The organism is Anaeromyxobacter sp. K (genome assembly GCF_000020805.1).
GTDB lineage: Bacteria > Myxococcota > Myxococcia > Myxococcales > Anaeromyxobacteraceae > Anaeromyxobacter > Anaeromyxobacter dehalogenans.
In genome coordinates this window covers 1-26,306 of sequence record NC_011145.1, presented here as the reverse complement: position 1 = coordinate 26,306, position 26,306 = coordinate 1, and the positions used below count along the sequence as shown (strand labels likewise).

General features: G+C 72.8%; 22 protein-coding genes and 2 tRNA genes. 9 read left to right on the top strand and 15 right to left on the bottom strand.

The features are described 5' to 3' along the window. The first annotated feature begins 345 nt into the window (after positions 1-345). Positions 346-1,698 (top strand): hypothetical protein, encoded by a 1,353-nt coding sequence (locus ANAEK_RS00120; protein ID WP_012524103.1) that lies wholly within the window; start codon positions 346-348, stop codon positions 1,696-1,698. Between the two features lie 14 nt (positions 1,699-1,712). Next, on the top strand, positions 1,713-2,519 hold the full coding sequence (locus ANAEK_RS00115) for a hypothetical protein (RefSeq protein WP_012524102.1): 807 nt from the start codon (positions 1,713-1,715) through the stop codon (positions 2,517-2,519). 12 nt (positions 2,520-2,531) lie between these two features. Here the strand turns inward: ANAEK_RS00115 and ANAEK_RS00110 are convergent, their stop codons facing one another. Next, the gene (locus ANAEK_RS00110; RefSeq protein ID WP_012524101.1) at positions 2,532-2,894 is read right to left on the bottom strand and encodes a hypothetical protein; all 363 of its coding nucleotides are present in this window, start codon (positions 2,892-2,894) and stop codon (positions 2,532-2,534) included. A 305-nt stretch (positions 2,895-3,199) separates the two neighbouring features. On the opposite strand from ANAEK_RS00110, the gene ANAEK_RS00105 reads away from it, so the two are divergent. The 3 genes from ANAEK_RS00105 to ANAEK_RS22575 all read left to right on the top strand — a co-directional run bounded on the left by ANAEK_RS00105 (position 3,200) and on the right by ANAEK_RS22575 (position 4,818). Next, on the top strand, positions 3,200-3,724 hold the full coding sequence (locus ANAEK_RS00105) for a hypothetical protein (protein WP_012524100.1): 525 nt from the start codon (positions 3,200-3,202) through the stop codon (positions 3,722-3,724). Between the two features lie 185 nt (positions 3,725-3,909). After that, positions 3,910-4,362, top strand: coding sequence for a hypothetical protein (locus ANAEK_RS00100; protein WP_012524099.1), 453 nt, complete (start codon positions 3,910-3,912; stop codon positions 4,360-4,362). 51 nt (positions 4,363-4,413) lie between these two features. Further along, complete coding sequence (locus tag ANAEK_RS22575) at positions 4,414-4,818, top strand: helix-turn-helix domain-containing protein (RefSeq protein ID WP_012524098.1); 405 nt, start codon at positions 4,414-4,416, stop codon at positions 4,816-4,818. Positions 4,819-5,094: 276 nt separating this feature from the next. Here the strand turns inward: ANAEK_RS22575 and ANAEK_RS00090 are convergent. From ANAEK_RS00090 to ANAEK_RS00065, 6 genes are all read right to left on the bottom strand, one after another. Next, positions 5,095-5,167 (bottom strand) — tRNA-Phe (locus ANAEK_RS00090). Between the two features lie 136 nt (positions 5,168-5,303). Further along, positions 5,304-5,744, bottom strand: coding sequence for a hypothetical protein (locus ANAEK_RS00085; RefSeq protein WP_012524097.1), 441 nt, complete (start codon positions 5,742-5,744; stop codon positions 5,304-5,306). Positions 5,745-5,931: 187 nt separating this feature from the next. Continuing rightward, on the bottom strand, positions 5,932-6,678 hold the full coding sequence (locus ANAEK_RS00080; RefSeq protein ID WP_012524096.1) for an MXAN_5187 C-terminal domain-containing protein: 747 nt from the start codon (positions 6,676-6,678) through the stop codon (positions 5,932-5,934). Between the two features lie 33 nt (positions 6,679-6,711). Further along, positions 6,712-7,617: a prolipoprotein diacylglyceryl transferase gene (gene lgt / locus ANAEK_RS00075; RefSeq protein WP_012524095.1), complete on the bottom strand. Its 906-nt coding sequence runs from the start codon at positions 7,615-7,617 to the stop codon at positions 6,712-6,714. Positions 7,618-7,629: 12 nt separating this feature from the next. Next, on the bottom strand, positions 7,630-8,250 hold the full coding sequence (gene lspA, locus ANAEK_RS00070) for a signal peptidase II (RefSeq protein ID WP_012524094.1): 621 nt from the start codon (positions 8,248-8,250) through the stop codon (positions 7,630-7,632). Next, positions 8,250-11,090 (bottom strand): isoleucine--tRNA ligase, encoded by a 2,841-nt coding sequence (locus ANAEK_RS00065; RefSeq protein ID WP_012524093.1) that lies wholly within the window; start codon positions 11,088-11,090, stop codon positions 8,250-8,252. Before ANAEK_RS00065 ends, lspA begins: the two co-directional genes overlap by 1 nt. A 122-nt stretch (positions 11,091-11,212) precedes the next feature. Here ANAEK_RS00065 and ANAEK_RS00060 point away from each other — a divergent pair, with 122 nt between their 5' ends. The 4 genes from ANAEK_RS00060 to ANAEK_RS00045 all read left to right on the top strand — a co-directional run bounded on the left by ANAEK_RS00060 (position 11,213) and on the right by ANAEK_RS00045 (position 16,589). Continuing rightward, a complete protein-coding gene (locus tag ANAEK_RS00060) occupies positions 11,213-12,196 on the top strand; it encodes a RimK family alpha-L-glutamate ligase (protein WP_012524092.1) in 984 nt (327 codons plus the stop codon). A 118-nt stretch (positions 12,197-12,314) separates the two neighbouring features. After that, positions 12,315-12,983, top strand: a complete 669-nt coding sequence (locus ANAEK_RS00055) for a DsbA family protein (RefSeq protein WP_012524091.1) — start codon at positions 12,315-12,317, stop codon at positions 12,981-12,983. Positions 12,984-13,294: 311 nt separating this feature from the next. Further along, entirely contained in the window at positions 13,295-14,338 is a 1,044-nt protein-coding gene (locus ANAEK_RS00050) for a hypothetical protein (protein ID WP_012524090.1), read from the top strand. A gap of 115 nt (positions 14,339-14,453) precedes the next feature. Beyond that, on the top strand, positions 14,454-16,589 hold the full coding sequence (locus tag ANAEK_RS00045) for a (Fe-S)-binding protein (protein WP_012524089.1): 2,136 nt from the start codon (positions 14,454-14,456) through the stop codon (positions 16,587-16,589). A gap of 405 nt (positions 16,590-16,994) precedes the next feature. Here the strand turns inward: ANAEK_RS00045 and ANAEK_RS00040 are convergent, their stop codons facing one another. The 8 genes from ANAEK_RS00040 to dnaA all read right to left on the bottom strand — a co-directional run bounded on the left by ANAEK_RS00040 (position 16,995) and on the right by dnaA (position 26,247). Further along, positions 16,995-17,777 (bottom strand): hypothetical protein, encoded by a 783-nt coding sequence (locus ANAEK_RS00040; RefSeq protein ID WP_012524088.1) that lies wholly within the window; start codon positions 17,775-17,777, stop codon positions 16,995-16,997. Then, positions 17,774-18,295 (bottom strand): archaemetzincin, encoded by a 522-nt coding sequence (locus tag ANAEK_RS00035; RefSeq protein WP_012524087.1) that lies wholly within the window; start codon positions 18,293-18,295, stop codon positions 17,774-17,776. Before ANAEK_RS00035 ends, ANAEK_RS00040 begins: the two co-directional genes overlap by 4 nt. Positions 18,296-18,339: 44 nt before the next feature. Beyond that, positions 18,340-18,413, bottom strand: a tRNA-Gln gene (locus ANAEK_RS00030). A 91-nt stretch (positions 18,414-18,504) separates the two neighbouring features. Beyond that, entirely contained in the window at positions 18,505-19,500 is a 996-nt protein-coding gene (locus ANAEK_RS00025; RefSeq protein WP_012524086.1) for a 3-oxoacyl-ACP synthase III family protein, read from the bottom strand. Between the two features lie 26 nt (positions 19,501-19,526). Next, positions 19,527-21,986, bottom strand: coding sequence for a DNA topoisomerase (ATP-hydrolyzing) subunit B (gene gyrB, locus ANAEK_RS00020; protein WP_083779865.1), 2,460 nt, complete (start codon positions 21,984-21,986; stop codon positions 19,527-19,529). Positions 21,987-22,101: 115 nt separating this feature from the next. Next, positions 22,102-23,220 (bottom strand): DNA replication/repair protein RecF, encoded by a 1,119-nt coding sequence (locus tag ANAEK_RS00015; protein ID WP_012524084.1) that lies wholly within the window; start codon positions 23,218-23,220, stop codon positions 22,102-22,104. A 129-nt stretch (positions 23,221-23,349) separates the two neighbouring features. Beyond that, complete coding sequence (dnaN, locus tag ANAEK_RS00010; RefSeq protein WP_012524083.1) at positions 23,350-24,477, bottom strand: DNA polymerase III subunit beta; 1,128 nt, start codon at positions 24,475-24,477, stop codon at positions 23,350-23,352. Positions 24,478-24,894: 417 nt separating this feature from the next. Next, positions 24,895-26,247: a chromosomal replication initiator protein DnaA gene (gene dnaA, locus ANAEK_RS00005; protein WP_232288325.1), complete on the bottom strand. Its 1,353-nt coding sequence runs from the start codon at positions 26,245-26,247 to the stop codon at positions 24,895-24,897. Between the last annotated feature and the right edge of the window lie 59 nt (positions 26,248-26,306).

Genomic DNA, 26,306 nt, shown 5'->3' with positions numbered 1-26,306 from the left:
AGGCGACGCCAGCATTCGCGCGAGCGGGCCTGTCCGGCGCATATGCTCGCCGCGCCGGAGCGTTCCCCGGCCAGGATGGGGGCCGCGGCCGTTCGAGGCGACCCGCGCGCGGCCAGCTCGGTGGCCGCCCGCTCGCTCCGTGCTCCGGCGCGGCGCCACGTCCCGACGGCGCACCTCCGGTGGGCGTAATGCGCCCGCGCGAGACCGCGTACCACAGGCGTCGCGACGTGAATGCGCGGAACATCGCCGTGACGGCGTCGCCGTTCGCCTGCCAGCGCGACGCTCCCGGCGCGCGCCGCGCTCGCCCGGAGCCTCGTCGCAGCACACCGCGAGAAGGGAGGAGCCGTGAGCCGCTCATCGAGGCTGCACGTCCTGACACTGACGGTGCTGCTGCCGCTCGCAGCGACCGCGCAGACCAACTACTTCCCCTACGGCACCGCGGGGGAGATGCAGACGGACCTGCTCACCTACGACGGGGCCGCGCGGTCGGTGGTCGTCCGGATCCTGAACCTGACGCCGTTCCGGATCGAGCACACCGAGGCGACCTCCGCGGCGTACGGCGACCAGTACCAGGTCGGCACGCCGGCCACGGACGTCCTCGACCGCGATCGCTTCGTCCCGAAGTCGTTCCTGTTCGCGCCGGTCGGCGTGCCGGCGATCATCCCGGGCGTTCCGCCGGAGGCCTACACCGAGGGTTACGTCAACACGGTGACCCGTCCGTACGAGATGGTGTTCTCGTGGGACGAGCGCGGGGCACGCGTCGAGCAGAGCCGGGTGAGCTGGGTGGTGCGCGGGGTGGAGTGGTGGGAGTGCCCGCCGCCGTCCGTCGGCGGCGACTGCACCGTGCGTCGCGACGACGTCCACCTGGGCCTCTGGGTGACCCGGCCGCTCGACGATCCCGGGGAGTCGCTGTACGCCGGCTTCTTCGGCTCCGACTTCCTGGCGACGCTGACCATGGCCGTCAGCTTCGCCGGCGTGGTCACGGATCCGTTCAACCCGCTGTCCTGGTACGGCCTCTTCATCTCCATCGCGGACATGGCGGATCCGGCGCGGTTCGAGGAGGAGCAGGTCGCGCCCGACGACGGCATCAAGATGTACGTCGCGGCCTATCCCATCCCCGCGCCGGACCAGGACTGCTACCGGTCGAACCACAACCTCGTCGAGAACGAGGTGGCCGCGCCGTCGCCGGCGCTGCCCGACCCGAGGATCTGCACGCCGCAGACCGTCTCCGGCGCCGCGGACGACGGCACCGACGCGCAGTGGGCCGACGCCGCCGGCCCGGGGGCCTCCGAGCTGATCACGACGATCCACGTGCTGAGGGGGCGCCGGTTCGGCGGATCCAGCTGCGCGGGGAAGTGGGGCGCCGTGCCGATCGTCAACGTGACGGTCTGGACGCGCGACCAGTACGCGGCCTCGAACGTGGCCGGTCTCGCCCACGCGAGCCTGGCGGCGCGCCCGCAGCGCGACCCGGACGCGGCGAAGGTCGTGGAGGAGTTCCGGAAGCTCTACGAGAAGTACGACCGCGCCGGCCTGCTCGCGATCCGCGAGGTGGTGCTGGCGCTCGCCCCCGGCGAACGGGAGCAGCTCCGGGCGGCGGTCGTGACCGTGCGGTCCGGGGGCGTCCTCGACAAGGACGCGCGCAAGGCGCTGCACCAGGTGATCGTCGCGGCGCGCGCCCGGCTCACGGACGCGGAGTGAAAGGAGGGACCGACATGTCGACCCACGGCACGGCGACCCTGGTCTCCATCGTCACCTTCGGCCTCCTCCTCGGTGCGCCGGCGCGAGCCGCCGGCCAGTGCACGTCCTCCGACGTGCCGGCGGGCGGGATCTTCACCAAGCTGGACGCGCACGGCATGGACTCCGACCACTTCTCGCTGACGATCATCAACCTGAGCGACGTCGAGCTGGAGGGCGACGCCGACATCACCGCGTCGATGGCGAAGTACTCGCTCGTCTACCCTCCCGAGTTCGTCATGTGGGAGTGCGCCGAGCCGCCCTTCTACAAGCTCTGCTCCAGCGCGGAGATGAGCGACGCCACCTGCCAGGACGTGACCCACGGCTTCCGCCCCGCCCCGTGGAAGATCAGCGTCGCGCGGAACGACAGCGCCATCTGGACCGGCGGCTGGGCGAACGACTGCTACGAGGGGAAGATCGACTTCACCTGGCGCACCTCCACCTTCCAGCTGAGGTTCAAGCGGCAGAAGGTGTACGGCGGCGCGGTCGCGTACCCGCACTACGGCACCTGGACGACGCTCCTGCCGCGCACCGGCTCGTGGTGCGCCCCCGGCACGTTCTGCTCGGGCGTGTGGACGACCCCCCACGACTACGAGATGCGCAACCTCACCACCATCGCCGCGAACGAGCTGGTCGTGTCGCTCTACAGCCCCGACAACCAGAGCCTGGTGGTGGTGCTGCGGGAGACGCACTGGGACGGCGCGCAGGGCGACGCGTACGACGGCAAGCGGCTCGACTGGGTGGACAACGACAGCCCGCGCGTCCCCGGCGACTGCAACCACTAGCGCCGCCCGCGATCACCGCGCGTCCGTCCAGCCGCGGGTCTCCGGCCGGTACAGCGTCATGGCCTGCGGATCGACGGCCACGAGGCCGAGCCGCGCGCAGAGGTGCTCGACGAGCGCGCGCTCCACCCGCCGGATCGTGACGAAGTGGACCTGCCCGTCCGGCTCCGGCGTCAGCTGCAGCTCGGCGCTGCCTTCCTGGCCCTGCGAGCACCCGAACCACGTCGACCCCCGCTGCGTCCACGTCACCTCGTGCAGCAGCTCGTCGAGCCGCTGCCGCACCTCCGCGACCGATCCCAGCGCCGGCGGCGCGGCGGCCGGCCACGAGGCCATTGGCTGGTCGGACGGCGCGCGGAAGACGGTGTAGTCGTAGCTCACGTTTCCATCCTCGCGCTTCGCAGCGGCCCCTGGTGCGCCGGGCCCACACCTCGAGTGCAGCGTGGCGTGTCCCGCGCTCCGCGTGCAAGCGCGCTCCCGGCGTGGAGCGGGAAGCCTACACGGCAGTACTCCCGGCGACGGCGACGCGCCCTGACGTGCGCGCGCCTCACGGACCGTGGTGGTTTCCCGACGACGCTGCGCCCGTGCTCGGCGTTTCCCTCGGGATCTCGCGGCCAGCCGGCCTGGTACGCGGCTCGCATTCTCGTGTCACGTGCCCACGGGGCGGGGGCACGAGGAGGTTCGCGATGAACCCGACGTTCGATGCGATCCCGGCTCCGCGCCCTCGCGCGCTCGTCCTCCACCCGGACGTCTCGACGCGCGCCGAGCTGGGCTGGGCGCTCGGCTCCCGGGACATCGCCTCCCTCTCCGCCGCCGACGGCGCGAGCGGCCTCGCGCTCCTGCTCGAGGAGCTCCTCGCGCTCGACGCGCTGGCGGTGAAGCTCGACCTGCCGGGCCGCGATGCGCGCGCGTTCGCCGACCTCGTCCGCCGCGCCGGCGGCGAGCAGGACCTCGCCATCGTGGTCCTCGCGAGCGACCCCAGCCCGTCGCTCCGCGCCGAGCTCGCCGCGCTCGGCGTGGACGAGGTGGTGGACCCGCGTCTCGGGCCGGACGCGGTGGCCGAAGCCGTCGTCGAGGCGGTGGAAGCACGGCGCGCGAGCGCTGCGATCGGGGTGAGCCCGGGCCGCCGACCGCGGCGGCGGCGCTCGGCCGGCGCGCCCTCGTGCCCGCGCGGCGAGGCGCGGCAGGGTGCGCTCAGCACCGCCGCTTGATCCCGGCGGTGGGCCTGGCAGCGGATGGACGCCGCACGCCCCGAGCCTCGCCCGCCCGGAAGCCCCCCTCATCCGTCCGCCTCCCATGTCTTCGCAGTTCAGCGCACTCCGCACTCACGCGGGCATCGTCGGCGTTTCACGTCCACGTCGGCGTGCTATTCACGATGCGTGGGAGGGGACAACGAGTGGCGCGCTACACGATCACGTTCTTCAGAGATCAAGGCGGCGACGAGCCCGTGTACCGGTGGCTGACGGAGGAACTCTCCCCGGTCCTGCGCCGAATCCTTGGGTTCGCGATGAACGAGGTACTGCAGGAGGAAGGGGTTGACGTCTGCGGTACCGAGTACGGCCGACAACTCGGAGACGGGCTCTTCGAGTTTCGGATCAGGGGCACCGTGGGTGATTTCATCAAGAAGCCCGTTCCGGTACCGAACCCTGACGAGAAGCTCCTCCTGCGGATCTTCTGTCACGCGCATGGCGACAAGGTGATCCTGCTTCTCGCCGGGTACGACAAGCTCGCCAACCCGTCGAAGAGCCGCCAAGACACGGAAATCGAGCTTGCGCGCATGCGACTCCGAGCATGGAAGCTTGGCCAGAAGAGGGCAGCCAAGGCTGTCTCCCGGCGTCGGTCCCCTTGACAAGGATATGGGTTCATCCCCATATAGCGTGCAGCCATCCCCGAGGACCGCATGAGCCGCTCCAAGCCCACGACCTTCGACACTTTCATGAGAGAGGTCGAGGCGGAGGCGCGCGCGGAGGGGGCCGACGCCGTTGCACAGGTCGAGGAGCTGAAGGACCACTTCCGCCTCGCCGCGCAGGTCCTTCGGCGCCGCCGCGAGCTCGGCCTCACGCAGAAGCAGCTCGCAGGGCGTGTCGGTATCCACCAGAGCGAGATCAGCGACATCGAGCGAGGCGCGGCCACCCCGGGCTACCGAACGCTCGCGAAGCTCGCGATCGGACTCGACGCGGAGGTGAAGCTCGTGCCTCGGCCGACCACGCGCCGTGCTTCGACGTCCAAGGTGCGGTCGACGTCACGGCGCGCACCGCGCGCCGCAGCCTACGCGCACAACGTCTCCAGCAAGCGCCGCAACTGAGCGCGTCAGCGCTTCCGCTCACGTCGCGCGCTTCCCCGGGGCGAAGGCGACCGCGCAGGCTCCGCGGGAGCGACCTTCCTACGGCGCGGAGCTTTCCAGGTCATCGCGCCCAGGCCGTTGTACCCCGCGAGCTTGGCCTCGAAACGAAGAGCCGGTGGACCGGACGGACGTGCCGCTGCTGTCTCCGACCCATCGGCGCCCCTCGGCGCCGGAAGACCAGACGGCCCGCCAGATCTTGCGATCTGGCGGGCCGAGATGTTTCGAGCGAAGTTGGTGTGCCTGGGGCCGGAATCGAACCAGCGACACGGGGATTTTCAGTCCCCTGCTCTACCGACTGAGCTACCCAGGCGTTTTAACAGCGCTTGCAGCCGGCGAGGCGCCGGCCGCGGGCAGCCCTTTTACGATCGAACGGGGCCGGACGCAAACCGAAATCGTACGGGGCCGGGGGGGCCGGCGGAGACGCGAGCGGGGTGGGCGCGGGGACGCTAGGGCGCGGCGGCGGCGGTGCGAGCGGGCGCCGGGGACGGGGCGCGCGGGGCCGCGGCCACGCGGGCGCGGTCGATCGAGGCGCGATCGGTGGAGGCGCGGCGGCCGGCGCGGCGGGCGGGCTCGCCGGGGAGGACGTGGCGCGCCATCTCGATGGCGTGCTCCTCCTGCGAGGTGCAGGCGACGGCGGTCACGCTCTCGTGGCGCGACTGCATCTCCTTCCAGAAGCGCACCCGCGCCTGGTTCACGATGAGGCGATCCTCGAGGTGATCCAGCGTCGCCTCGAGCGCGCGCCGCTCGGCGCCGAGCCGCGCCCGGCGCGCGTCCGCGTCGGACGCGCCGCACGCGGCGCACAGCAGGGCGACGGCGATCGACGGCAGCAGCGCTCGCAAGCTCCCCTCCCCCCACATCAGCAGACGCTCGGGGAGGACGTTGGTCACTTACCATGTGCGAGGGAACCTCCCGGCGGTGACAGGGCCCCGCGCGGTGGTCATCGCGGAGATCCGCTTCACCACAGGAGAATGTCCGTCGCGCCGCACCGCCGAGGCGCGGCGCCCGCCCCGCGCCACGTCGTGGGGTTTCACGACGGGCGCCAGTGGACGCCGGGTACGGGTGTCGCGAGGCGGGTCAGACGCGCGGGATCGCCTTCAGGATCGCCTTGCCGTCCTTCACCTCGACGCGGAAGTCCACCGACTTGGCCTTGAACCGCGCCATGACCTCGGGGACCTGCTTCGCCACGCTGCGGGCGACCACGTCGTAGCTGAGCCGCGAGACGTCCTCGTTGCACTGCCGCTTCGCCGAGATGTACGCGTCGTACAGCGCGCGCATGCGCACCTCGTCGTCGCCGCGGGCGGCGGACGGCGGCGGGGTCGCCGAAGGCGGCGTCGCAGCCGCGCGACCGGGCCCGGGCGGCTCCACGCGCGGTGAACCGGGCGCGGCCGCGCCTCCGGGGGCCGCGCTCCCGGCGGCCGCCGCGGGCTCGGCCGCCTCGCGCGCGTGCCGGCGCGCCTTCAGCAGGTCGCGCCGGTAGGTGCCCTCCTCGCGCTCGCGCACGCTCCGCTGCCACAGCCGCTCGTAGGAGAGGTAGCGCGCGTGGAGCGACTGGATCCGGAAGCGGAGCCCGGTGTTGCGGGTGAAGGCGCCCTTCAGCCGGAGCACCTTCTTGCGCACCTCGTCGCGCCAGTGCGCCGGCTCGCGCCGCTCGGTGCCGAGGAAGTACTGCTCGTACCTCGCCTTCAGCGCCTCGAGCTCCTCCTCGAGCTTCGCGGTCTCGTCCGTGAGCTCGTCGGTGGCGTGGCGCGCGGCGCGCGCCGCCTCCTCCGCGGACGGCGGGGGACCGGCGGGACGTCCGGGCTTCTGCGGAGGGAGCGCCACGCGCCGGAGTCTATCGGCGCCCGCGGCCGCCCATCAACGCCCGCCGGCGGGCGCCGCGGCCGCACCGGCGCCGGACGGCCCTGAACGGCGCGCCCGCGCCCACACCGCCGCACCTGCGGCGAAGATCACGATCGAGGTCCACTGGCCCACGCCGAGGCCGAGGACGACGCCGCGCTCCACGTCGCCGCGGAACGCCTCCACCCCGGTGCGCAGCACCGCGTACAGCATCAGCCACGCGGCGAGCACCTGGCCGTGGAACCGCTTGCGGGGGCGGACCACGATCACGAGCAGGAGGAACAGCCCGAGCTCCCCGAACGCCTCGTAGAGCTGGGTGGGGTGGAGGGGCAGGGTGGAGAGCCGGTCGGGCGCGAGGTACTGGCCGGGATCGGGCCGGTCGGCGAACGACTGGAACGCGAGCGACTCGGGCGGGAACCGCGCCGCCCAGGGCAGGTGGCCGTGGGCGACGTCGCCCCAGCAGCAGCCGGCGCCGAAGCAGCCGAGCCGTCCGAAGAAGTGGCCGAGCGCCACCGACGGGATGAGCGTGTCGGCGTGCTCGAGGAAGCCCATCCGGTGGCGGCGCATGTACCAGGCCGCGGTGAGGGCCGCGCCGATGAACCCGCCGTAGAACACCAGGCCGCCCTGCCAGACGGCGAGCACGCGCGGGATGCGGCCGAACGGCGTCGCGACCAGGAACCGCGCGGACGAGAAGAAGTCGCCCGGGTTCACGAGCATGTAGTAGACGCGGCTGCCCACCAGCGCCGCGACCAGGATCCAGAACGCCAGGTCGGCGAGCCGCCGCGGATCCTGGCCGCGCCGCGCCGCCTCGCGCTGCGCCAGCCAGATGCCCACCATGAAGCCGACGGCGATGAGCAGGCCGTAGGTGTGGAGCGGCAGGAAGGCGCCGCCGGGCAGCGGGATCCGGAAGAGGACGGGGAGCATGCGGGGCGAGGCCTACACGCGCTCGGCCGCCGCGCCGCGTCGCTCCGGCGCGCGCGCCGCCTCGCGCTTCGAGCCGGGGTGCAGGACGAGCATCGCGACGCCCACCACGATGAGCGAGTCGGCCACGTTGAAGGTGGGCCAGCGGAGGTCGGGCCGGTTCCACCAGTACCACTCGACGAAGTCGATGACGTACCGGCGCGCGAGGCGGTCCACGAAGTTGCCCACCGCGCCGGCCAGCACCAGCGCGAGCGCCACCTGCAGGTAGCGCTGGTCCTGCCGGAGCTTGCGGTAGTAGTGGAGGATGAACGCCACCGCGGCGAGCGACACCAGCGTGAAGAACGCGTTCCGGAACAGCTGCGAGTGGCCGCGGAACAGACCCCAGGCGGCGCCCGGGTTCTCCACGTAGTTCATCCGCCACACCGGCCGCCACACGTAGTACGGCTCGGTGGAGAGCGGCTCGAGGTGACGGTACGTGTAGAAGCCGCGGACCCGCTCCGCGAGCGTCTCGTCGCCGCCGCGCTCGAACACCACGGTGAGGCGCTCCACCGCCAGGTACTTCGTCCACTGGTCGGCGGCGAGGAGCGCCGCGAACAGGAGGGCGAGGAGCGCCCACTTCGAGACCGGTCGCCGCATCACAGGTTGCCCACGCACTTGCCGCACAGCGTCGGGTGGGCCGGGTCCCGGCCCACGTCCTCGGCGTAGATCCAGCACCGCTCGCACTTCACGCCTGGTGCACGCGCCACCTCGGCGGAGAGCGGGCCGTCGGCGAGCACCACCTTCGAGACGATGAACAGCGTGGGCAGCTCGGCGCGCGCCTCCTCGAGGAGCCGGCGCTGCTCGCCCTCGGCGCGGACCGTCACCATCGCCTCCAGGCCCGAGCCGATGAGCTTGGCGCGGCGCGCCTCCTCCAGCTTCGACTGCACCACCCCGCGCACCTCGAAGAGCTTCCCGTACCGCGCCTCCAGCGCGTCGGCGTCGGCCGGCCGCGCGCGGCGCGGCAGGCCGGCCAGCCACACGCTCTCGGTGGGCCGGCCCGGCAGGTAGGTCCAGGCCTCGCTCGCCGTGAACGACAGGATGGGCGCGAGCAGCCGGATGAGGTCCTGCGCGATGGCGTGGAGCGCCGTCTGCGCCGAGCGGCGCTGCCGCCCGTCGGCCTTCCAGGTGTAGAGGCGGTCCTTGATGACGTCGAAGTAGAGCGCCGACAGCTCCACCGCGCAGAACTGCATGGTGGCGTGGTAGGCGAGGTGGAACTCGTAGTCCTCGTACGCCTTCGCGACCTTCTCGTCCCAGGCGGCGAGGCGCGCCAGCGCCCAGCGGTCGATGGGCTCGAGCTCCGCCTCCGGCACCGCGTCGCGGGCCGGGTCGAACCCGTCCAGCGCGCCGAGCGCGTAGCGGATGGTGTTGCGGATCTTGCGGTAGCCCTCGGCCAGGCCGGCCAGGATCTGGTCGCCGAGGCCGATGTCGTCGCGGTAGTCCGAGGCGCTCACCCACAGCCGCAGGATGTCCGCGCCGTACTTCTTGATGATCTCCGACGGCTCGATCCCGTTGCCGGCGCTCTTCGACATCGCCTTGCCGTGCTGGTCGAGGATGAAGCCGTGGGTCAGCACCGCGCGGTAGGGCGCCGCGCCGCGCAGGGCCATCGACGTGAGCAGCGAGGAGTGGAACCAGCCGCGGTGCTGGTCGGAGCCCTCGAGGTAGAGGTCCACCGGCAGCTCCAGCCCCTCCCGCTCGATCACCGCCGCCCAGGACACGCCCGAGTCCCACCACACGTCGAGGATGTCCTGCTCGCGCCGGAACTCGGTCTTGCCGCACTTCGGGCAGGCGGCACCGGCGGTGAAGTCGGCGGGCGGGTGGCGGTACCACGCCTCCATGCCCTCGGCCTCGAACGCCGCGGCGACCCGCTCCATCACCGGCGGCGAGAGCAGCGCCTCGTTGCAGCCCTCGCAGTAGAAGACCGGGATCGGCACGCCCCAGGTCCGCTGGCGCGAGACGCACCAGTCGGGCCGGTTCTCGATCATGTTGTGGATGCGCTCGCGGCCCCAGTGCGGGATCCAGCGCACCCGGTCGATCTCGGCGAGCGTGGCCTTGCGCAGGTCGGCGTGCTCGAGCGAGAGGAACCACTGGTCGGTGGCGCGGAAGACCACCGGGTTGTGGCAGCGCCAGCAGTGCGGGTAGCTGTGCTCGAGGCTGGCCTTCGGGTCGGAGAGCAGGTGCCCGGACGCGTGCAGGTCCGCGACGATCTCCGGGTTCGCCTCGAAGATCTTCTTGCCGGCGTACTTGCCCGCCCGCTCGGTGAAGCGGCCGGCGCCGTCCACCGGGTTCAGGACCTCGAGCCCGTAGCGCAGGCCGACGACGTAGTCCTCCTGGCCGTGCCCGGGCGCGGTGTGCACGAGGCCGGTGCCGGCCTCGAGCGTCACGTGGTCGCCGAGGATCACCTGCGACTCGCGGTCGAGGAACGGGTGGCGGTAGCGCAGCCCCTCGAGCGCGCTGCCGTCGAGGTGCGCGAGCACGCGCTCCGGGTGGGCGAGCTGCGGCGCGAGCACGGTGCCGCCGCCGCCGGTGGAGGCCTCGTGCGCCGGCGGCGAGTGCGGCGCCGGGACGTCCGACACCGACAGCTCTCCGGGCGCCACGTCGGCGAGGAAGGCGGCGAGCAGGTCCTTCGCCACCACCACCACCTGGCCGTTCAGGTCGTAGGCGACGTAGGTGAAGTCCGGGTGCGCGGCGACCGCCAGGTTCGCGGGCAGCGTCCAGGGCGTGGTGGTCCAGATGACGAGGCGCGCCGGGCGGCCGGCGAGCTTCGGGTCGGGCAGCGCCGAGACCAGGTCGAACGCGACGTAGATCGAGGGCGAGCGGTGCTGCTCGTACTCGACCTCGGCCTCGGCGAGCGCGGTGCGGTCGGTGATGCACCAGTAGACCGGCTTCTTGCCGCGGTAGAGGAAGCCCTTCTCGGCGGCGCGGGCGAAGGTGCGGACGATCTCCGCCTCGTACCCGCGCGACATGGTCGCGTAGGGCGTCTCCCAGCGGCCGAAGACGCCGAGCCGCTTGAACGACTCGCGCTGCTTCTCGATCCACTTCTGCGCGTACTTGCGGCAGGCCTCGATGATGGCGGGGCGGTCGAGCTCGCGCTTCTTCGGCCCGAGCTCCTTGTCCACCTTCAGCTCGATGGGCAGGCCGTGGCAGTCCCAGCCCGGGATGTAGTCCGCCACCTCGCCGTTCAGGTTGCGGTACTTCACCACCACGTCCTTCAGGATCTTGTTGAGGGCGTGGCCGATGTGGATGTCGCCGTTCGCGTACGGCGGGCCGTCGTGCAGGACGAACCGCTTCGCCCCGGGCCTCCCCGCGTTCTGGGCGACGAGGCGCTGGAAGATCGCCTGCTCCTCCCACTGGCGCAGGATCTCGGGCTCCCGCTGCGGGAGGTTCGCCTTCATCGGGAAGTCGGTCTTCGGGAGGTTGACGCTGTATTTGGAGTCCACGGCTCTTTTGCCTCGGAAAGACAAGGGTTCTAGCAGCCGAGGGGGGCGGGATCAACGAACGGTTTTCCGGGCGCCGCGCCGCGTTGCGGGGGCGGGGGAACGCCGCTAACCTTCCCGCGCCCATGCCCCCAGGCAAGAAGACCGCCCGCGCGAAGCGCGCCGCCGCCCGCCCGCGCCGGGACGGCGAGCTCGGCGTCGCCATCCTGTCGCGCAACCCGAGGCTCTACTCCACCCGCCGCCTGGTCGAGGCGGCGACCGCCCTCGGCCACGCCCCGCGCGTGCTCGACACCCTGCGCTGCAACATGGTGCTGGCGCGCGACCGCCCGCGGATCTTCTACCTGGGCGAGGAGGTGGTCGCGAGCGACGTCCACGTGGTCGTCCCCCGGATCGGCGCCTCCATCACCGGCTACGGCGTGGCGGTGGTGAACCAGTTCGACCTGATGGGCGTCCCGGTGCTCGCCGCGGCCACCCCCATCGGCCGCTCGCGCGACAAGCTGCGCGCGCTGCAGCTCCTCTCGCGCTTCGGCATCGACATCCCGCGCACCGTGATGTGCCGCTACCGCGAGGAGGTGCCGGAGGCGGTGCAGATGGTGGGGGGTCTCCCCTGCATCATCAAGCTCATCCAGGGCAGCCAGGGCGTCGGCGTGATGATCGCGAACACCGAGGTGGAGGTGCGCGGGCTGCTCGACACGCTCTGGACGCTCGGCCAGGAGATCCTGCTGCAGGAGCTGGTGGCCGAGTCGAAGGGCCGGGACGTCCGCGCGCTGGTGGTCGGCGACCGCGTGGTCGCGGCCATGCGGCGGACGGCGCGGGCCGGCGAGTTCCGCTCCAACATCCACCGCGGCGGCGTGGCCGAGGCGCTCGAGCTCGGGCGCGAGTACGCCGAGACCGCGGTGAAGGCGGCCCGGGTGATGGGGCTCGAGGTGGCGGGCGTGGACATGCTGGAGGCCCGCACCGGGCCGAAGATCATGGAGGTCAACAGCTCGCCGGGCTTCGAGGGGCTGGAGGCCGCCACCGGCCTCGACATCGCCGCCCTGTACGTGCGGCACGCGGTGGACTTCGCGAGCACGCGGCAGTCGGGCTACGCGAGCGGGCACCTCGCCTGACTTCACGCTGCGTCGTGTGGGCGTCGCACCCCGTCGCCGGGTCGCGTGACACGGGGGAGCAGGCAGCCGCCCGTCGCTTCTGCGCGGCGCGCGCGCGCGAGTAGAATCCGCGCCCGCCGTGTCTCCCAACTTCCGTCACGCACAGCCCGTCACGCTGGTCCTGTACGAGGATCCGCTCTCGCCCTGGTGCCTGGTGGCCGAGCGCCGCATCCTCACCGCGCTCGAGGACGTGGAGGGCGCCTTCGGCGCGCTCCAGCTCGAGCCGTTCCCCACCCGGCTCGAGCCGCGCGCCATGACCAAGGCCGAGCGGCGCGCGCTGGCCCGCGCCGCGCGCAAGGCGGCGCGAGAGCCCGAGGCCGCCGCCATCACCGACGACCTGTGGCTCTCGCCGGATCCGCCGCTCACCTCCATCCCCGCGCTCACCGCGCTCGCCGCCGCCCGGCTGCAGGGCCCGAGCCGCGAGGCCGCGCTGCGCCACGCCATCCGCGAGGCGTCGCTGGTGCGCGGGCTCAACGTGGCGCGCACCGACGTGCTGCTCGAGCTGGCCGAGCGGGCCGGCCTCGACCTGCACCGCTTCGCCGGCGCGCTCGCCGCGCCCGCCACCGAGCGGCGCGTGCGGGCGGTGCACGAGAGCGCGTTCGACAAGGGCATCCGCGGCGCGCCCGCGCTCGTCATCGGCGACGAGTGGCTGGTCACCGGCCCGCGCTCGGTGGACGAGTACCGCACCGTGCTCCAGCGCTACGCCTCCGCCCGCCTCGGGCTCGCACCGCTGAAGACGTTGCATTGATCGTGACGAGGGCTGCGCCCTCGCCCCGCCGGCGGAGCCGTCGGGGCCCCACTCCTGCTGCGCGGGGCCCGTGACCTTGCACGCCCGCCTTCGCGGGCACGCGCAAGGTCCCCGCGGGCGCCGCTGGGCGGCGCGGCTCGCCCGGCGTGCGCCCGCTTCACGCCGTGCCGCGGGCGCGCGCGCACATCCGCGCCCACGCACGTCGTTCCGCGGGGTTCGGCGGTGGCATGGCCGCTGCTATGCTCTCGCTCGAATTTCGACGGCGCGTCGCCCGTCGATCCCGTGGAGCGCGCCGCTCCGAGGAGCCCAGCATGAAGCGCACCCTCGCCATCCTCGCGCCGCTCGCGATCGCCGCCTCCGGCTGCGTGGTCGCGACGCCGGTGCCGTCCGAGCCGCCGCCCGTCGCCATGCCGGCGCCCGCGCCCGCCCCCGCGCCGCCGCTGCAGGTCTGGTACTACGGCGAGCACTTCGTGCCCGACGCCTTCGGCGGCGGCTGGTGCTACGAGCCCGGCGCGCACTGGCACGACTACTACCCGGACCAGCCCTCGGCCTACGTGCTCGACGGCGGCTACTACTTCTACCGGGGCCCGCTCGTCTTCACGTACTGGGAAGGCCACCCGGTGCCGGGCGGCGGCTGGTGCTACGTCCGCGGGCCGCACCGCCACGACTACTACCCGCCGCGCGGCAACGACTGGCAGTGGCGGCGCGGGCACGGCTGGGCCTATCGCGGCCACTGGCGCCCCGAGCGCCCGCCGCCGGCGGCCTACTGGCCCTCGCGCCCGGCGCCGTATCCGTCGCGGCCTGCGCCCGCACCGGCGCCGTACCCCGGCCGCCCCGCGCCCGCGCCGTATCCGGGCCGTCCCGCGCCGGCCCCTGCCCCTGCGCCGTATCCGGACCGCCCGTACCCGGGCCGCCCCGCGCCGGCGCCCGCACCCGCACCGCTCCCGGCGCCCGCGCCCGCGCCGTACCCCGGCCGTCCCGTTCCCGCACCGGCGCCCGCGCCCGTCCCCGATGACCGCGGCCGCCGCGACGACGCCCCCGGCCATGGCAACCTGCCCCCGGGCCACGGCGGCACGCCGCCGGGCCAGGCGGCTCCGAGCGCCCCGGCCTACCCCGCGCCCGGCCGCGGGAACGACCGCGGGAACATCCAGCCCCCCGGCCACGGCGGGACCCCGCCCGGCCGCGCCGCGCCCGCGCCGGCTCCGGCCCCCGCGCCGCGCGACGACGCACGCAGCGGCGGCAACGGCCAGGGCCGCCGGGACGACAAGAACGACAAGGCCGACACCGGCAAGAAGGACGACCGGAAGTCGCGGCAGCAGGACGACCTGAAGGACCGCCGCTTCCAGCGCCTCTAGCCGCGGTTCGCGGGCCTTCCAGGTGGGCCGCCCCTCACCCGGGCGGCCCTCTTCGTTCGTGGCACCTGACGGGTAACTTGCCCTCCCGCGCGGGACGCGGATAGCGTCCTGCGTCATGAGTCCAGCCCTCACCAGCGCGCTGCTCCTCGTCGCGGCTGCGGTCTTCACCTTCACGATGACCCGCCGCGTCATGCCGCTCCTCGCGCTGCGGCGCGACGTGCGCACCGACCGCCCGGGGGAGCGCATCCGGGCGCTGCTCCGCTACGGCCTCGGCCAGCGGCGCCTCGTCGATCCCGAGGAGCGCCGCCCGGGCCTGCTCCACGTCGTCATCTTCGCCGCGTTCCTGGTCCTCGCGATCCGCACCGTCACGATGTTCGGCATGGGCTTCTCGGCGGGCTTCCACCTGCCGCTGCTCGCGCCGGACTCCGGGCTGGGCCGCGCCTACGGCCTGGTGAAGGACGTGATGGTGCTGCTCGCGCTCGCCGCGGTGCTGGGCTTCCTGTGGCGCCGCCTCGTCACGCGGCCGGACCGGGTCACGCGCTCGGCCGAGGGCGTGGTGATCCTGTTCTTCATCGCCGGCCTCATGATCACCGACGTCCTGTTCGACGGCGCGCTGCACCTGCTGCGCGAGGACCCGCTCGGCCTCGGCGACCTGCTCGCCGGCGCCGGCTTCGACCTCCCCGCGCCGCGCTTCGACTGGCTCGCGCCGGCCGGCTCGCTCGGCGCCGCGCTCTACCACGCGTCCGGCGCGTCGGCCGGGACGGTGAGCGCGGTGGGCGAGGCGTCGTTCTGGCTGCACCTCGCGCTCATCCTCGTGTTCGGCAACGTGCTCCCCTACGGCAAGCACTTCCACATCATCACCGGCCTGCCGAACGTGTTCTTCGCGCGGCTCCCGCCGGCGGGCGCGCTCCGCAAGCTCGACCTCGAGGCGGAGGACGCGAGCTACGGCGCCGCCACGGTGAAGGACCTGTCGTGGAAGGAGGCGTGGGACGTCTACAGCTGCACCGAGTGCGGGCGCTGCCAGACCCACTGCCCGACCTACGTCACCGGCAAGCCGCTCAGCCACAAGGAGGTGAACCGCTCGATCCGGCACCACCTCGCCGAGGTGGCGCCGGCGCTCACCGCGCTGGCGCGCGCGAAGGACCCCGCCGTCCGCGAGGCGGCGGCCGGCGCGCTCCCGCCCATCTCCGAGGTGATCCCGCCGGAGACGTTCTGGGCCTGCACCACCTGCGGCTGGTGCGAGACCGCCTGCCCGGTGCTCATCGAGAACGTGCCGCGCCTGGTGGACATGCGGCGGCAGGCGGTGCAGGTGGACTCGGTCTTCCCCGACGAGGCCCAGCGCGTGTTCAAGGGGATCGAGACGCAGGGCAACCCCTGGGGCATCGGGTCGAACAAGCGCACCGAGTGGTGCGAGGACCTGGACGTGCCGCGCGCCGCCGACGGCGGCGACCACGAGTGGCTGTTCTTCGTGGGCTGCGCCGGCGCGTTCGACGACCGGCAGAAGAAGGTCTCGCGCGCCATCGTGCGGATCCTGCGCGAGGCGAAGGTGTCGTTCGCGATCCTCGGCGAGGAGGAGACCTGCACCGGCGACGCGGCCCGGCGGCTCGGCAACGAGTACCTGTTCCAGATGCAGGCCACCGCGCTCACCGAGACGCTGAACGGCCACGGGGTGAAGAAGATCCTGGTGCAGTGCCCGCACTGCCTCAACACCATCGCGAACGAGCTGCCGCAGTTCGGCGGCCGCTACGAGGTGGTGCACCACGCCGACCTCATCGCGCGGCTGGTGGCCGACGGCCGGCTCGCGCCCGGCGTGGCGGAGGGGCTCGGCCAGGTCACGTTCCACGATCCCTGCTACCTGGCGCGCTGGAACGGCGTCACCGAGGCGCCGCGCGAGGCGCTCGCCGCGGCGGGCGTGCAGGTCTCGGAGATGCCGCGCAACCGCCGCCAGGGCTTCTGCTGCGGCGCGGGCGGCGGCCGCTTCTGGCTGGAGGAGAAGCTCGGCGCCCGCGTGAACCAGAACCGGGTGGACGAGGCCGCCGCCACGCTCGGCAAGGCGGGCGGCGTCATCGCCACCGGCTGCCCGTTCTGCCTCACCATGATGAAGGACGGCGTGAACGAGACCGGCCGCGAGGAGACGCTGCGGGTGATGGACGTCGCCGAGATCGTCGCGCTCGGGCTGCCGAAGCGCGCCGACGCCGCGCCTGCGACCGCGCCGGAGCACACCCCGGCCGCGCCGCGGGGGGACGCCTAGCGGCGGGCGGGCGGAGCGCGGCCCCGTGCGCGGCGGAGCCGCCCGCGGGGACCTCGCGCGTGCCCGCGCAGGCGGGCGCGCGAGGTCACGGGACCCGCGAAGCAGGGTGGGGCCCCGCGGAGCTCCGCTCCGTGGGGCGGGGCGCGGCCCCGTGCGCGGCGGAGCCGCCCGCGGGGACCTCGCGCGTGCCCGCGCAGGCGGGCGCGCGAGGTCACGGGACCCGCGAAGCAGGGTGGGGCCCCGCGGAGCTCCGCTCCGTGGGGCGGGGCGCGGCCCCGTGCGCGGCGGAGCCGCCCGCGGGGACCTCGTGCCTGCCCGCGCAGGCGGGCGCGCGAGGTCACGGGACCCGCGAAGCAGGGTGGGGCCCCGCGGAGCTCCGCTCCGTGGGGCGGGGCGCAGCCCCGTCTAGATGACCGCGGCGCAGGCGTCGAGGCGCCGCCGCACCTCGGCCTCGAGCGCCTCGAGGTCGTTGCCCGAGCGCGGGTCCGCGCCCACGCAGGTGAGGATCCGGTCGTACGGCGAGCCGCCCGCGCGGCCGAGCGCCTCGTAGTCGATGCGGCGCGCCACCGGCTCGCCGTCGGCGCCGGGCCGGAACGCGCCGAACAGGCCGTCGGAGCCGGGCGCGAGCTCCTCCTTCAGCGCGAACAGCTCGCGGAGCGCCGCGCGGAACGGCCCGTGCTCGAGGTGGCGCAGCTCGACGCGCGCGCCGGCGCGGACCGCCACGCCGCCGAGCGCCGCGCGGACGAACTCCACGTCGGTGATGACGAGGCCGTAGAGGTGGTAGTCGTCGCACGCCGCCGCGGCGATGGCCGCCTCCTCCTCCGAGAGCCAGGCGTGGCTCGGGCAGAGGAACGCGTCGCAGGTGGCGACGTCGTAGACGCCGCAGTCGCGCAGGTCCACGCCGCCGTTCGCGGCCGGGTGCGCCAGGCACCCGACGCGCGTCTCGGCCTCGTCGAGGAAGCCGAGCAGCGGGCACACGCGCACCGAGGGGAACATCGGGGACGGCCCGCCGCCCGCGAGCGCGGCCGCCGCGGCGCGGAACGCGGCCGGGGTGCGCTCCACCTCGCGCAGGGCGCGGGTGCGCCGGCCGAGCTCGGCGTGGAGCGCGGGGCGCGACAGGTCCTCGGCGTTGTACAGGCCGCAGCACGCGCCGCAGCTCATGCCGTCGCGCTGGCAGAGGCTCTTCACGGACGGGCGAGCGAGGCGCGGCAGCTCGCGCAGAGGCCCGGCCCCTTGCGGTCGCTGTCGGCCGCGTCGCGCGAGAGGAACATGGCGCAGCGGAAGTCGAGGCAGTGCGAGAGGCCGAGCAGGTGCCCCACGCCGTGCACCGCCTCCACCTGGATCCGCCGCCGGGCCAGCGCGGGATCGGCCGCGCCGAGGCGCGACACCGAGTACACCGCCGCGCCGGCGTCGCGGTCCGCGTCGCCGAGCACGTAGGCCGCGTCGGGGAGGAACAGGTCCACGTCCACCACGCCCAGCACCGGGACGCCGCCCGCGCCGGCGCGGAGCGCGGCCAGCCGGCGGACGATGGCGGGCGCGTGGTACTGGCCGCGGTCCTTGTTGAACGCGTACTGGGGCCGATCCAGCGACGGGCCCGCCTTGCTGGCGAGCGCGTACACGTCGCGGAGCGCCTGCGCCGCCTCGGCGAGCGTCTTGTGGCCCACGTTGCCGAGGCCGATCAACAGGACGTGCGAAGGTGCCGCCACGGGCCTCACCTCGTCGTGCGCGTTCGCCGCCCGGGCGGGAGAGCTGGCTGAGGCGGAAGGATTCGAACCTTCATGAGCGGATCCAAAGTCCGCGGTCCTGCCATTAGACGACGCCTCAGGATGCTTCACGGACACGCGCGCGCTGCTCCGGACGTTGCGCTCCCGACGCGCTGTTGAGTGGCCCTCACCCGCTGACCGCGATCAAGCCGTCACCAGCGTACCAGGGCGCTCGCCCAAGTAAAGCCGGCCCCGAACGCGCACAGGCCCACCAGGTCACCGCGGGCGACGCCGCGCGCCTCGACCGCCTCGGCGAGCGCGAGCGGGATGGACGCCGCGGTGGTGTTGCCGTAGCGCTGGATGTTGTTGAACACCTGGTCGTCGCGCAGCCCGAGGGAGCGCTGGACCATCTGCGCGATGCGGAGGTTCGCCTGGTGCGGGACGAGGACCTTCAGGTCCTGCGGGCCCACGCCGTTCTTCTCGAACGCCTCCTTCAGCACCTCCGGCATGCGGACGACCGCATGCTTGAACACCTTCTGCCCCTCCATGTGCGGGTAGATGGAGGTGTCCTCGAGCATCCGCGGCTGGATGCGCGGGTGGTAGATGGACCCGGGCGCGTCGGTGAACAGGTCGCGCGCGAAGCGGCCGTCCGCGTGCAGGTGGCAGGAGAGCACGCCGCGGCCCGGGTCGTCGGTCGCCTCGAGCAGCGCCGCGCCGGCCCCGTCGCCGAAGATGACCGCCACGTCGCGGCCGCGGGTGGTGACGTCGAGGCCGGTCGAGTGGACCTCCGAGCCGACCAGCAGCACGCGCCTGTACGTCCCGGTGCGGATCCAGGCGTCCGCCACCGAGAGGCCGTACAGGAAGCCGGTGCACTGGTTGCGGATGTCGATGGCCGGCACGCCGGGGATGCCGAGCTTCGCGTTCAGGAAGCAGCCGTCGCCCGGGAACATGTGATCGGGCGAGAGCGAGGCGTAGACGATCGCCTCGATGTCGGTGGGCTTCCAGCCCGCCTTGTCGAGCGCCTTCTTCGTCGCCTCGAGCGCGAGGTCGGAGTTGCCGGTGCCCTCGCGGACCCAGCGGCGCTCCTGGATCCCGGTGCGCTCCTGGATCCAGGCGTCGGTGGTCTCCATGTGCTTCGTGAGCTCTTCGTTCGTGACCACGCGGTCGGGGACGTGCGTGCCGAGGGCGACGATGGCGGCGCGGGGCATGGGCGGCTCCTTCAAGTTGTCGAGGTTCAGATGTCCAGGTTCTGGACGTCCAGCGCGTGCTTCTCGATGAACTCGCGGCGCGGCTCCACCGCGTCGCCCATCAGGATCGAGAACACCTCGTCGGCCTCGACCGTGTCGTCCACGCGCACCTGCAGCATGGTCCGCCGGGCCGGGTCCATGGTGGTCTCCCAGAGCTGCTCGGGGTTCATCTCGCCGAGCCCCTTGTAGCGCTGGATGGTCTGGCCCTGACCGGCCGCCTTCTTCACCGCCTCCACCGCCTCGAACACGTCCCGCACCTCCTCGGCGCCCTCCGGCGTCTCGAGGCGGAACGGTCCGGGCCCGAGCTCGGCGATGGCGGCGTGCAGCGCCGCGAGCTCGCCCCACTCCGCGCCCGACAGGTAGTCGTGGTCGAGGCGGGTGTCGCGCGGCGCGCCGGCCATGCTGGTCTGGTAGACGAGCGCGTCGCAGCCGTGCTCCTCGTCGCGCTCGATCTTGGCGATGCGGACCTGGAGCTCGGGGTGGAGCTTCTGCGCCTTGTCGAAGATCTTCTGCACCTGCTCCTTCACCTGCTCGTGGTGCTTCAGCAGGTCGAGGTCGAGGTCGCCGAGCTGGATGGCGGCGTCCACGATGCGGCTGTCGCGCCGGCGGTCCACCCGCGCGAGCAGCGCCCGGTAGGCGATGGCGTCGCGGGCGAGCCGCGCGAGGTCGCGACCCTCGATGACCGTCTCGCCGGCCACGAGCCGGGTCCGGTCGGTCCCGAGCGCGAGCAGGTACTCGTCGAGCGCCGCCTCGTCCTTGAGGTAGCTCTCCTTCTTGCCCTTCGCGACCCGGAACAGCGGCGGCTGCGCGATGTAGACGAGCCCGCGCTCGATCACGCTCGGCATCTGCCGGAAGAAGAACGTGAGGAGCAGCGTCCGGATGTGCGACCCGTCCACGTCCGCGTCCGTCATGATCACGATCTTGTGGTAGCGGATCTTCTCGACGTCGAACTCCTCGGGGCCGATGCCGGTCCCGAGCGCGGTGATGATGGTCGCGATCTCCGCCGACCCGAGCATCTTGTCGAAGCGGGCCTTCTCGACGTTCAGGATCTTGCCGCGCAGCGGGAGGATGGCCTGGGTGCGCCGGTCGCGCCCCTGCTTCGCCGAGCCGCCGGCGGAGTCGCCCTCCACCAGGTACAGCTCCGACTCCTTCGGATCCCGCGACTGGCAGTCGGCGAGCTTGCCCGGGAGCGAGGCGCTGTCGAGCGCGCCCTTGCGGCGCACCGTCTCGCGCGCCTTGCGCGCCGCGATCCGGGCGCGGGCCGCCTCGGCGACCTTGCCGCAGATCCGCTTCGCGACGTTCGGGTTCTCCTCGAGGAACGCGGAGAGCCGCTCGTTGAGCATGGTCTCGACCATGCTCTTCGCCTCGGTGTTGGAGAGCTTGGTCTTGGTCTGCCCCTCGAAGCTCGCGCCGGGGAGGCGGACCGAGATCACCGCGGCGAGCCCCTCGCGCATGTCGTCGCCGCTCGGCAGCTCGTCCTTCAGGTCCTTGAACAGGTTGTTCTTCTGGCCGTAGGCGTTGATGGTGCGCGTCAGCGCCGCCTTGAAGCCGATGAGGTGCGTGCCGCCCTCGTGGTTGTGGATGTTGTTGGCGAACGCGAAGACCTTCTCGTCGTAGCCGTCGTTCCACTGCAGGGCGATCTCGACCAGCGCCGCGCCGCGCTCGGTCTCGACCTCCTGGCGCAGCGCGATGGGCGGCTGGAACAGCACCTCGCGGCTCTTGTTCAGGAACGCGACGAACTCGCGGATGCCGTCCTTGAACAGGAACTCGTGCTTCTTGCCGTGCCGCTCGTCCTCGATGGTGATCTTGAGGCCGGCGTTCAGGAAGGCGAGCTCGCGGAGGCGGCCGGACAGCGTCTCGAAGCTGTACTCGGTCACCTCGAAGATGGTCGCGTCGGGCTTGAACGTGATGCGGGTGCCGCGGCGCTGCGTCTCGCCGATGGCGGTGACCTTGCCGGCGGGCGTGCCGCGCTCGTAGCGCTGCGCCCAGACCTTGCCGTCGCGGTACACCTCGGCCTTCAGCCACTCCGAGAGCGCGTTCACGCAGGTCACGCCCACGCCGTGCAGGCCGCCGGAGACCTTGTACGCGTTCGACTCGAACTTGCCGCCGGCGTGGAGCTTCGTCAGCACCACGTCGAGCGTGTCCATCCCCTTCACCGTCGGGTGCGGGCCGATGGGGATGCCCGAGCCGTTGTCGAGCACGGTGATGGAGTTGTCGGCGTGGATGGCGACGTTGATCTCGTTGGCGCGGCCGGCCATGGCCTCGTCGACCGAGTTGTCCACGACCTCGTAGACGAGGTGGTGCAGACCGCGGGCGCCCACGTCGCCGATGTACATGTGCGGCCGCTTGCGCACGGCCTCGAGGCCCTCGAGCACCTTGATGGTGTCGGTCCCGTAGTCGTCATCCGCGGGAGCCGCGGGACGGGGGCTCTGCTCGGCGGTTTCCAGGGGGGTCCTCGCTCGTTTCTCTGAAAGGTTCTCAGGTGTTGAGGCGACCCTGGGGTATAGCAGGCGCGGACGCCGGAGGCAACGTCTTATCCGGACCGCAACCCCGCGAGCTTCTTCACGAAACCAGCGGGGAAACCACCCCTGATCGCACCTCGAAGAAGGCGGTGTCCGGGCCGGCGGCGGGCTCGATGAGCCGGCGGTCGGTCGAGGTGAGGAACGCCTGGGCCGGCAGCGCCGCCAGGTAGCCGAGCAGGAAGCGGTTCTTGGCCGGATCGAGCTCCGAGGAGACGTCGTCGAGGAGCAGCAGCGGCGGCCGTCCCAGCGCCGCGCGCAGGTTCTCGATCTCGGCGATCTTGAGCGCGAGCACGAGCGCGCGCTGCTGGCCCTGGCTCCCGTAGAGCCGCGCCCCCTTGCCGCCGAGCGCGAGCACGAGATCATCCATGTGCGGCCCGGCCGAGGTGAAGCCCTTCTCGCGGTCGCGCTCCAGGCGCGCCTCGAGCGCGTGGGCGAGCCGCGCGGCCACCTCCGCCTCCGGGTGCGCGACGTCCACCCCGCCCGCGGCCCGGTAGGCGAGGTGCGCCTCGGGGGCCTCCGGCCCGGAGATCTCGGCGAAGGCGGCCTGGAGCCGAGGGGCGAGCTCCGCCACGAGCTCGCGCCGGCGGACGAGGAGCCGCGCACCGGCGCGCACCAGCGGCTCGCGGAAGCTCGCCTCCACCTCCGCCGGCCCGGCGCGGAGCGCCGCGTTCCGGGCCCGGAGCGCCCGCACGTACTCGCGCGCCTCGCCGAGCACCGCCGGCCAGCGGTTGAACGCGGCGCGATCCAGGAAGCGCCGGCGCCCGTCGGGCCCGGCCTTCACGAGCAGGAGGTCGTCTGGCGAGAAGCAGACGGACGCGAGCCCCTCGAAGTAGTCGTCGAGGCGGGCGCCGGAGCCGAGCGCCTTGCCGTCGAGCGTCGCGGTGCGGCCGCCGGCGGCCACCTGCACCGCCACCCGCCGCACGCCGCCGGGTCCCTCGAAGTCGCCGGCCACCGCGCCCTGGTCGGCGCCGAACCGGACCAGCTCCGCGAGCCGCACCGCGCGGAGCGGCTTCAGCGTGGTGAGGAAGTAGATGGCCTCGAGGAGGTTGGTCTTCCCCTGGCCGTTCTCGCCCAGGAGCACGGTGGCCCGCGGCGACGGCGCGAGCGCGACCGCGGCGAGGTTCCGGAAGTCCTGGACGTGGAGGGAGAGGAGCTTCACGCGCGCGTGAGCGGGGTCCGCTCGCCCTTCGACGGGCTCAGGGCGAGCGGATCCGCATGGGATCCCCGCTCATGGCGAGCCTGTCGAACCATGAGCGGGGCGAGCCGCATTGGAGACGGTGGCGGGCCGTCAGATGCGCATGGGCATCACGACGGCGGTGAAGCCCTGGTCCGCCTCCTCGCCGCCCTTCAGGACGCCCGGGGAGAGGTCGTCGGCGAGCTCGAACACCACCTCGTTCGACTTCACCGCCTGGAGGACCTCCATGATGTAGCGCGCGTTGAAGCCGATCTTGAGCGGCTCGCCCGCGTACTCCACCGGCACCTCCTCCTTCGCCTCGCCCAGGTCCGGGTTCTGCGAGAGGACGCGGAGCAGGTCCTTCGAGAGGTCGAGCTTCACCGCGTGCGCCTTGTCGGACGAGAGCAGCGAGATGCGCCGCAGCGTCTCGAGGAAGCGGCCGCGGCCCACCTTGAAGACCTTCTCGCCGGCCTTCGGGATGACCTGCTTGTAGTCCGGGAACAGCCCCTCGATGAGCCGCATCACCAGGACCACGTTCGGGCGGCGGAAGATGGCGCTGTTCTCGACGAAGCCGAGCTTCGCCTCCGGCTTCTCCTCGCCGGACTCGGCCGCCTCGGCGAGCAGCTTCTTCAGCTCGGCGAGCCCCTTCTTCGGCAGGATCACGCCGCGCTTCAGGCCGAACGTGGCGCCCACGGCGCGCTCGGAGAGCGAGAGCCGGTGGCCGTCGGTCGCGACCAGGCGGAGCGCGTCGCCGGCCGGCTCGAAGTAGACGCCGTTCAGGTTGTAGCGGGTCTCGTCGTTCGAGACGGCGAAGAAGGTGCGCTCGATCATCTCGAGCAGCAGCGCCGGGTCCACGTCGGCGAACGGGACCTTGTCGAAGCGGGGCAGCGCCGGGAAGTCCTCGGCGGGCAGGCCGACGATCCGGAACTCGGACGGGCCGCTCTTCACCTCGAGGTAGTTGTTGTGCGCCTTCTTGAGCGTGACGCTCTGCTCGGGCAGCGCGCGGACGATCTCGTAGAGGTGGCGGGCGGAGACGGCCACCGCGCCCTCCTTCACCACCTCGCAGGCGTGCTCGGAGGAGACGGCCAGGTCGAGGTCGGTGGCGGAGACGACGAGCTGGTCGCCCTTCTTCGCCTCGAGCAGGACGTGGGAGAGGATCGGCATCGTGCTCTTCTTCTCGACGATGCCCTGCGAGCGGCCGAGCGCCTTCGCGAGCTCCTGGGCGCCGATCTTCAGTTCCATGGGATGATCCTCTTCTTTGAGATCCGTCGTCGAAGCAGGGGGAGGATCGATGTGGATAAGCGACCGAGCGCCCCGATCCTGCTCGAGTTTCTTCCCCGGAAAAACCCGTGGATCCGGCTGGGTGTGGGTTGTGTAGCGCGCCGCGAGAGAAGGTGTCAACGCTCGCCCACAGCCCATCCCCAGCCGGATCGACGCACGATCCACGGCGTTCCCACAGGCTGTTCCGGGTGCGCCGTGCCCCTCGCGCCGCGAGGGCGATGCGGCGGGAGGGACTCCGGGTGAGCGAGGCCCCGCGCCGCCGGGCGCGCCGCGGGCACGGCGCCCGCTCGCGACGGGCGCAGGCGGAGGGGAGCGCGGACGCACCGCGGCCCTCCCCGGCCGCGAGGCGGCGGGGCGCGTCGCGAGGGCGCGGGTGGGTCACGGCGCGAGCTTGGCGGAGAGCTGGGCCACGGCGGTGCGGACGGCGTCGTCCGACTCGAGCAGCCCCTTCACGCGGTCCACCGCGGCGATGACGGTGGTGTGGTCCTTCTTGTTGAACTTCTCGGCGATGGACTGGAACTTCTCCTTCGCCAGCTCGCGGCAGAGGTACATCGCCACCTGGCGCGGGAACGCGATCTTCTGCTCGCGCGAGGCGCTGGTGAGCTTCGCCACGGTGAGCCCGTAGTGGCCGGCCACCGCCTCCTGGATCTTCTCGATGGGCGGGCGGTAGCCGGGCGGCGGGATGACGTCGGCGAGGACGTCGCGCGCGAGCGGCACCGTGATCGGCTCGCTCTTCAGCGACGCGAACGCCGCGAGGCGCATGAGCGCGCCCTCCAGCTCGCGGACGTTCGAGCGGATGTGCTGCGCGAGGAGCTGGGTGACGTCGTCGGGGAGGTCGATCTTCTCCACGTCCGCCTTCTTCTGGAGGATGGCGGCGCGGGTCTCGAACTCCGGGACCTCGATCTGCACCCGCATGCCCCACTCGAAGCGCGAGCAGAGCCGCTCGTCGAGGCCCTTCAGCTCCTTCGGCGAGCGATCGCTCGAGAGCACGATCTGGACGTGGTGGTCGTGGAGCTCGTTGAACGTGTGGAAGAACTCCTCCGCCGTCTTGTCCTTGCCGGCGAGGAACTGGACGTCGTCCACCAGCAGCGCGGAGCACTCGCGGTACTTGCGGCGGAACTCGTCCATCGTGCCCTTCGAGAGGGCGGCGACGAAGTCGTTGGTGTAGCGCTCGGAGGAGACGATGGCGACGCGGCCGCCGCTCTTCTCGAGGATCGCGTGGGCCACCGCGTGCAGCAGGTGGGTCTTCCCGAGGCCGGAGTCGCCGTGGAGGAAGAGCGGGTTCCAGGTGCGGCCGGGGTTGGCGGCGACGGCCTGGGCGGCGGCGAACGCGAAGTGGTTGGACGCGCCGACCACGAACGTGTCGAAGGCGTAGCGCGGGTTCGGGCGCGAGTCGCGCGGGTCGAGGTGCGGCTCGGGCGCGCGCGCCGCCGAGACGGCGGCCGGCGCCGGGGCGGCCGCCGCGCCGATCGGTCGCGGCGCGTCGTCCACCGCGAACGCGATCCGCAGGCGCTCGCCGGTCAGCTCCGGGATGAACTCCTCGAACCAGCCCCGGTAGTTGTCCTCCACGAAGTCGCGGTGGAACTTGTCCGGCGCGCCGATCTGGAGCCGGCCCTCGTCGAGCGAGACGGGGCGGAGCGGCTCGAACCAGCGCTCGTACAGGTCCTCGCGGCAGCGGGCGCGAAGGAACCCGTCGATGCGGGACCAGAGATCGTCGAGCGGCGTTTCCACGAGTGCGCTCGCAGGTGCTTCCATCCCCTCGTCCCCCAGGACCGAAAAAACGCGAAAAT

What these genes read in the sequence shown, in the direction of transcription:
- ANAEK_RS22575 (WP_012524098.1), top strand. Translation starts at nt 4,414, where the DNA reads ATGAGCCGCTCCAAGCCCACGACCTTCGACACTTTCATGAGAGAGGTC.
- lspA (WP_012524094.1), bottom strand. Translation starts at nt 8,250, where the DNA reads ATGCGGCGACCGGTCTCGAAGTGGGCGCTCCTCGCCCTCCTGTTCGCG.
- lgt (WP_012524095.1), bottom strand. Translation starts at nt 7,617, where the DNA reads ATGCTCCCCGTCCTCTTCCGGATCCCGCTGCCCGGCGGCGCCTTCCTG.
- ANAEK_RS00050 (WP_012524090.1), top strand. Translation starts at nt 13,295, where the DNA reads ATGAAGCGCACCCTCGCCATCCTCGCGCCGCTCGCGATCGCCGCCTCC.
- dnaN (WP_012524083.1), bottom strand. Translation starts at nt 24,477, where the DNA reads ATGGAACTGAAGATCGGCGCCCAGGAGCTCGCGAAGGCGCTCGGCCGC.
- ANAEK_RS00025 (WP_012524086.1), bottom strand. Translation starts at nt 19,500, where the DNA reads ATGCCCCGCGCCGCCATCGTCGCCCTCGGCACGCACGTCCCCGACCGC.
- ANAEK_RS00045 (WP_012524089.1), top strand. Translation starts at nt 14,454, where the DNA reads ATGAGTCCAGCCCTCACCAGCGCGCTGCTCCTCGTCGCGGCTGCGGTC.
- ANAEK_RS00060 (WP_012524092.1), top strand. Translation starts at nt 11,213, where the DNA reads ATGCCCCCAGGCAAGAAGACCGCCCGCGCGAAGCGCGCCGCCGCCCGC.
- ANAEK_RS00115 (WP_012524102.1), top strand. Translation starts at nt 1,713, where the DNA reads ATGTCGACCCACGGCACGGCGACCCTGGTCTCCATCGTCACCTTCGGC.
- ANAEK_RS00105 (WP_012524100.1), top strand. Translation starts at nt 3,200, where the DNA reads ATGAACCCGACGTTCGATGCGATCCCGGCTCCGCGCCCTCGCGCGCTC.